Source organism: Streptomyces sp. NPDC007095, from assembly GCF_040634475.1.
GTDB lineage: Bacteria > Actinomycetota > Actinomycetes > Streptomycetales > Streptomycetaceae > Streptomyces.
Window position 1 is genome coordinate 1 of record NZ_JBEYFS010000389.1, and the last position, 6,408, is coordinate 6,408.

General features: G+C 68.1%; 6 protein-coding genes. All 6 read left to right on the plus strand.

Annotation, left to right across the window (positions count from 1 at the left end):
* The first annotated feature begins 193 nt into the window (after nucleotides 1-193).
* Nucleotides 194-1,441 (plus strand): spermidine/putrescine ABC transporter substrate-binding protein, encoded by a 1,248-nt coding sequence (locus ABZ656_RS55555; protein ID WP_101400948.1) that lies wholly within the window; start codon nucleotides 194-196, stop codon nucleotides 1,439-1,441.
* A gap of 160 nt (nucleotides 1,442-1,601) precedes the next feature.
* Nucleotides 1,602-2,753: an ABC transporter ATP-binding protein gene (locus ABZ656_RS55560; RefSeq protein ID WP_101400949.1), complete on the plus strand. Its 1,152-nt coding sequence runs from the start codon at nucleotides 1,602-1,604 to the stop codon at nucleotides 2,751-2,753.
* Entirely contained in the window at nucleotides 2,753-3,676 is a 924-nt protein-coding gene (locus tag ABZ656_RS55565; protein ID WP_075031263.1) for an ABC transporter permease, read from the plus strand. Before ABZ656_RS55560 ends, ABZ656_RS55565 begins: the two co-directional genes overlap by 1 nt.
* Complete coding sequence (locus tag ABZ656_RS55570) at nucleotides 3,677-4,477, plus strand: ABC transporter permease (protein WP_101400950.1); 801 nt, start codon at nucleotides 3,677-3,679, stop codon at nucleotides 4,475-4,477.
* A 72-nt stretch (nucleotides 4,478-4,549) separates the two neighbouring features.
* Nucleotides 4,550-5,968 carry an FAD-dependent oxidoreductase gene (locus tag ABZ656_RS55575; RefSeq protein WP_101400951.1) on the plus strand — a complete coding sequence of 473 codons (1,419 nt, stop codon included), beginning with the start codon at nucleotides 4,550-4,552 and terminating at the stop codon, nucleotides 5,966-5,968.
* A gap of 87 nt (nucleotides 5,969-6,055) precedes the next feature.
* A partial coding sequence (locus ABZ656_RS55580) for a hypothetical protein (RefSeq protein WP_360280030.1) occupies nucleotides 6,056-6,408 on the plus strand: 353 nt, incomplete at its 3' end.

Consider the following 6,408-nt stretch of genomic DNA (forward strand, 5'->3'; position numbering starts at 1 on the left):
CGAGGGCCTGTGCCCGGCACGCCGAGAGCACGCACCTGACGCCGCAGGGCCCGCCCTCCGGGCGGACGACGGGAATTTGACGACAGGACCTAGTCGATCCGGAGCCGGCCGCGCGTCGGCTTCCGACTATCGCCGAGTGGCAGACCAGGCCGCGAGACCACGGCCGCGACCCTTCCGAAAGGGCATCACGAGCATGGAGCAGTACGAGCCGGACCGCCTCTCCCCGGCCCAAGTGGCCGCCATGCGGCGCAGTTTCAGGAACGGCAGGGCCGCGCTCAGCCGCCGCTCGCTGCTGCGCGCCTCCGCGGGCGGCGCGCTCGCCGTCGGCGGGCTCGGCGCGCTGAGCGGCTGCGGGATCCCGGCCGCGGGCAAGACCCAGGGCGGCGTCTCCGCCGAGGACCACTCGGCCAAGGAGAAGACGATCAACTTCTCCAACTGGACCGAGTACATGGACGTCGACGACAGCGGGAAGCACCACCCGACGCTCGACGCGTTCACCAAGCGCACCGGTGTCTCGGTCAAGTACACCGAGGACATCAACGACAACGTCGAGTTCTTCGGCAAGATCAAGCCGCAGCTCGCCGCGGGCCAGGACACCGGGCGCGACCTGATCGTGGTCACCGACTGGCTGGCCGCCCGGCTGATCCGCTTCGGCTGGGTGCAGAAGCTGAACGCCTCCAACCTCCCGCACGCGTACGCCAACCTGTCCGCCCAGTTCCGCAGCCCCGACTGGGACCCGGGACGCGCCTACTCCTACCCCTGGCAGGGCATTTCGACCGTCATCGCCTTCAACAAGAAGGCGCTGAACGGCATCGAGGTGAAGTCGGTCTCCGACCTGCTCGACAACCCCAAGCTCAAGGGGCGCGTCGGCTTCCTCTCGGAGATGCGCGACAGCATGGGCATGACGCTGCTCGACATGGGCAAGGACCCGGCGAAGTTCACCGACGACGACTTCGACGCGGCGATCGCCCGCCTCCAGAAGGCCGTCGACAAGGGCCAGATACGCCGCTTCACCGGCAACGACTACACGTCCGACCTCACCAAGGGCGACCTCGCGGCCTGTGTCGCCTGGGCGGGCGACGTCGTCCAGCTCAAGGCGGACAGCCCGGACGTGGACTTCATCATCCCGGACAGCGGCTACCTGACGTCCACGGACAACATGCTGATCCCCAACAAGGCCCGTCACAAGACGAACGCCGAACGGCTCATGGACTTCTACTACGAGCCCGGTCCGGCCGCACAGCTCGCCGCGTACATCAACTACGTCTGTCCTGTCGACGGGGTCAAGGACGAGCTTGCGAAGATCGACAAGTCGGCGGCGGACAACCCGCTGATCATCCCCGACAAGGCCATGGCCGCGAAGTCCCACGCCTTCCGCTCACTGACGCAGAAGGAAGAGACGGCCTACGAAGAGAAGTTCGCCAAGCTCACGGGGGCGTAACGCCTTCGGCGGCTGAGCGGTTGCGGTGGTCCGGGCCGCCAGGGCGGTTGCCCGGTGCCCCGGAAGACCCATGCCGACTGAGCCGCGCGGCCCCCGACCGGCGCAGCGACCGCAGCCCGCCCCGGACACCCCTACGACCCCGACATCCAGGGACCACACCATGACGACAGACAACGGCGGCGACGTCCGCCTCTCCGGGATCAGCAAGACGTACGGCTCCTTCACGGCCGTCCACCCGCTCGACCTGACCGTCCCCGAGGGCTCCTTCTTCGCCCTCCTCGGGGCGTCGGGCTGCGGCAAGACCACCACCCTGCGGATGATCGCGGGCCTGGAGGAACCTTCCTCCGGCACCGTCTTCCTCGGCGACCAGGAAGTGACCCGCCTGCCCCCGTACAAGCGGCCGGTGAACACCGTCTTCCAGTCCTACGCACTCTTCCCGCACCTCGACATCTTCGAGAACGTCGCCTTCGGCCTGCGCCGGCGCGGCATCAAGTCGGTGAAGAAGCAGGTCGAGGACATGCTGGAGCTCGTCCAGCTCGGCGAGCAGGCCCGCAAGAAGCCGCACCAGCTCTCCGGCGGCCAGCAGCAGCGCGTCGCCGTGGCCCGCGCCCTGATCAACCACCCCAAGGTGCTGCTCCTCGACGAACCGCTCGGCGCCCTCGACCTCAAGCTGCGCCGTCAGATGCAGCTGGAGCTCAAGCGCATCCAGACCGAGGTCGGCATCACCTTCGTGCACGTCACGCACGACCAGGAGGAGGCCATGACGATGGCCGACACGGTCGCCGTGATGAACGCGGGCCGCGTCGAGCAACTCGGCGCCCCCGCCGACCTCTACGAGAACCCGCAGACCACGTTCGTCGCCAACTTCCTCGGCACCTCGAACCTCATCGAGGCCGCCGTCGACAGCAAGAGCGGCGACGACATCGTCCTGGCGGCGGGCGGCGGCAAGCTGGTCCTGCCGCAGGCGCGGTGTTCGGCGCCCACGACGACCGGCGGCAAGGTCCTGGTCGGAGTCCGCCCCGAGAAGATATCGCTCACGCACGTCGACGACGCCGGTCAGATCCCGGACGGCCGCAACCGGATCACCGGCAGGATCGCCGACTCCAGCTTCATCGGCGTCTCCACGCAGTACGTCATCGACAGCGCCGTCTGCCCCGAGTTCGAGGTCTACTCCCAGAACATCGACCGCGACGCCCGGCTCGCCCCCGGCGCCGAGGTGGTCCTGCACTGGAGCCCGGCGCACACCTTCGGTCTCGACGCGGCGCAGGACATCGACGCCGGCGTCGAGACCGTCGAGGAGGAGGCCGCCTGATGGCCAGCGTCACCGAGGCGCCACTCCTCGCGCCGCAGCCCGACAAGAAGCCGCCCCGCAAGCGCGGCCGCCTCGTCCCGTACTGGCTGCTCTTGCCCGGCATCCTCTGGCTGCTGATCTTCTTCGCGCTGCCGATGGTCTACCAGGCCTCCACGTCCGTGCAGACGGGCTCCCTGGAGGAAGGCTTCAAGGTCACCTGGCACTTCCAGACGTACTGGAACGCGCTGGCCGACTACTGGCCCCAGTTCCTGCGCTCGGTGCTGTACGCGGGCGCCGCGACGATCCTGTGCCTGGTGCTCGGCTACCCGCTGGCGTATCTGATCGCCTTCCGCGCGGGCCGCTGGCGCAATGTCGTGCTGATCCTGGTCATCGCGCCGTTCTTCACCAGCTTCCTGATCCGCACGCTCGCCTGGAAGACGATCCTCGCGGACGGCGGCCCGGTCGTCGGCGCACTCAACACCCTGCACGTCCTGGACGTCACCAACTGGCTCGGCTTCACCTCCGGCGACCGCGTCCTGGCCACACCACTCGCGGTGGTCTGCGGCCTGACGTACAACTTCCTGCCCTTCATGATCCTGCCGCTCTACACCTCGCTGGAGCGCATCGACGGACGCCTCCACGAGGCGGCAGGCGACCTGTACGCGAAACCGTTCACGACCTTCCGCAAGGTCACCTTCCCGCTGTCGATGCCCGGCGTGGTCTCGGGCACGCTGCTGACCTTCATCCCGGCCAGCGGTGACTACGTGAACGCCGACCTGCTCGGCTCCACGGACACCCGGATGGTCGGCAACGTCATCCAGACGCAGTTCCTGCGGATCCTCGACTATCCGACGGCCGCCGCGCTCTCGTTCATCCTCATGGCCGCGATCCTCATCATGGTCACCCTCTACATCCGCAAGTCCGGGACGGAGGATCTGGTCTAAATGGCCTTCGTACGCTGGTTCAAGCGGAATCTCGTCGTCATCGGTGGACTGCTGACGCTGGGATATCTGCTGCTGCCCAATGTCATCGTCACGGTGTTCTCCTTCAACAAGCCGAAGGGACGCTTCAACTACGAGTGGCAGCAGTTCTCCCTGGACGCCTGGCGCGACCCGTGCGGCGTCGCCGACATGTGCGGCTCGCTCTCGATCAGCCTCCAGATCGCCGTCTGGGCGACCATCGGGGCCACGATCCTCGGCACGATGATCGCCTTCGCTCTCGTGCGCTACCGCTTCCGGGCGCGCGGCGCCGTGAACTCGCTGATCTTCCTGCCGATGGCGATGCCCGAGGTCGTCATGGCCGCGTCGCTGCTCACCCTCTTCCTCAACCTGGGTGCTCAGTTGGGTTTCTGGACGATCCTGATAGCCCACATCATGTTCTGCCTCAGCTTCGTCGTGACGGCCGTCAAGGCGCGTGTGATGTCGATGGACCCGCGCCTGGAGCAGGCGGCACAGGACCTCTACGCCGGCCCGGTGCAGACGTTCCTGCGCGTCACCCTGCCCATCGCGGCCCCCGGAATCGCGGCGGGCGCGCTGCTCGCCTTCGCGCTCTCCTTCGACGATTTCATCATCACCAACTTCAACGCGGGCTCGACCGTCACCTTCCCCATGTTCGTGTGGGGTTCGGCGCAGCGCGGAACACCCGTTCAGATCAATGTCATCGGTACGGCCATGTTCATCGTCGCCGTACTGTTCGTCCTGGCCGGAATGGTCATCAGCAACCGCCGCACCAAGCAAAAGGCATAGTAAAAGGCATCGCGGAAGGCATAACCCACAGAGAAATTTCGGTGGGTAATTCAGCTGTAGGGAGTTGAAATCATGGCCCCAAGCGCCATGACCCGTTGGACCGCGTCTCTTTCCGAAGCCCAGCCGGTTCCGTACTGGCTGGACGACCCCGGCAAGCCCCACCCCGAGCCCGCTCTCACCGGCGCCGAGACCTGCGACCTGCTCGTCGTCGGCGGTGGCTACAGCGGACTGTGGACCGCGCTCATCGCCAAGGAGCGCGACCCGCAGCGTGAGGTGGTGCTCCTGGAGGGCCGCGAGGTGGGCTGGGCCGCCTCGGGCCGCAACGGCGGCTTCTGCGCCGCGTCCCTGACCCACGGCCTGGCCAACGGACTCACCCGCTGGCCGGACGAGATCAGGAAGCTGGAGGAGCTGGGCGCCCGCAACCTCGACGAGATCGAGTCGGCCGTCGCCCGCTACTCCCTCGACTGCGACTTCGAGCGCTCCGGCGAGATCGACGTCGCCACCGAGCCGCACCAGGCGGCCGAACTGCGCGAATGGCACGAGGAGCTGCGGGACCGGGGCCTGGCGGACGGCATCGAGTTCCTGGACGCCGACGCGGTCCGCGAACAGGTCGACTCACCGACCTTCCTCGCGGGCCTGCACGACCGCCGCGGCGTCGCCATGCTCCACCCCGCCAAACTCGCCTGGGGCCTCAAGCGAGCCTGCCTGCGGCTCGGAGTGCGGGTGCACGAGCACACGCCCGCGCTCGCCCTGAAGGCGTACGGCGCCGGCATGGCCGTACGCACCCCGTACGGTTCCGTCCGCGCCCGCAAGGTGGCACTCGCCACCAACATCTTCCCGAACCTGGTCAAGCGGGTGCGCGCGTACACCGTCCCGGTCTACGACTACGCGTTGATGACCGAACCCCTGACCGCAGACCAGCTGGCGTCCGTCGGCTGGAAGAACCGGCAGGGCCTCGGGGACTCGGCGAACCAGTTCCACTACTTCCGGCTCTCCGCCGACAACCGCATCCTGTGGGGCGGTTACGACGCGATCTACCCGTACGGCGGCCGGGTGCGCGCCGAGTACGACGACCGCCCGGAGACGTACGCGAAGCTCGCCGGGCACTTCTTCACCTGCTTCCCGCAGCTGGAGGGCGTCCGCTTCACCCACGCCTGGGGCGGTGCGATCGACACCTGCTCGCGCTTCTCGGCCTTCTTCGGCACGGCGCACCAGGGGAGGGTCGCGTACGCGGCCGGGTACACGGGTCTGGGCGTGGGCGCGACCCGGTTCGGCGCGGACGTGATGCTCGACCTGCTGGCGGGGGAGCGCACCGAGCGCACGGAACTGGAGATGGTCCGCAAGAAGCCCCTGCCGTTCCCGCCCGAGCCTTTCGCCTGGACGGGCATCGCGCTCACCAAGTGGTCGCTGGCGCGGGCGGACGCCCACGGCGGGCGGCGCAATCTCTGGCTGAAGACGATGGACAAGCTGGGGCTGGGCTTCGACAGCTGAGCCGTGCCGGCAGGGCGTGCGCCGGAGTGGTTGACCCACAGGCGTGCGCCCGGCTCATCCACTGTGATCAGGCTAGTCGTGGAGGGCGTGGCGGTCGGACTGCTGTCCCGCGAGGATGCCGCAGTGCTGTTCCTGCCGCATCAGGACAGCCCCCAGGACCGGGATGACTTGCTGGGGCTGGCGGACGCTTCGCGGGTCAAGCCGGACAACTACGTCATCGACCACGACAACGACCTGATCACCCGGAAGCAGATGCTGGACGCCACCGCTCGTACGCGGGCGCGCCTCGCAGATGTTGAGCTGCGCATGACGGTCGGTGCGGGGGGATCGGTGCTCGCCACGCTGCCCCTAGGTCCTGTCGTCAAATTCCCGTCGTCCGCCCGGAGGGCGGGCCCTGCGGCGTCAGGTGCGTGCTCTCGGAGTGCCGGGCACAGGCCCTC